We start from the raw sequence: 232 nt of genomic DNA, 5'->3' as shown, positions 1-232 counted from the left end.
GCCGATCGTCCAGACCTTCGCGAAGTCCGCTGGCATCACGGTCGAGACCCGCGACATCTCCCTGGCGGGCCGCATCATCGCCCTGTTCCCCGACTACCTGGATGGCAGCCAGAAGCTGGGCGACGCCCTGGCCGAGCTGGGCGCCCTGGCGGTGCAACCCGAAGCCAACATCATCAAGCTGCCGAACATCAGCGCCTCGATGCCGCAGCTGAAGGCCGCCATCAAGGAACTG

1 protein-coding gene is annotated in these 232 nt (G+C 66.4%); it reads left to right on the top strand.

All coding sequences use genetic code 11. The annotated features are described in order from the left end of the window. Nucleotides 1-232, top strand: a 232-nt coding sequence (locus ACRHNM_RS18360; RefSeq protein WP_431138061.1) for an NADP-dependent isocitrate dehydrogenase, incomplete at both ends; no start/stop codon positions are given.

This window comes from Psychroserpens mesophilus (assembly GCF_050617655.1).
In the GTDB taxonomy this organism is placed as follows: domain Bacteria; phylum Bacteroidota; class Bacteroidia; order Flavobacteriales; family Flavobacteriaceae; genus Psychroserpens; species Psychroserpens mesophilus_A.
This window is presented reverse-complemented; position numbering and strand designations above follow the sequence as displayed.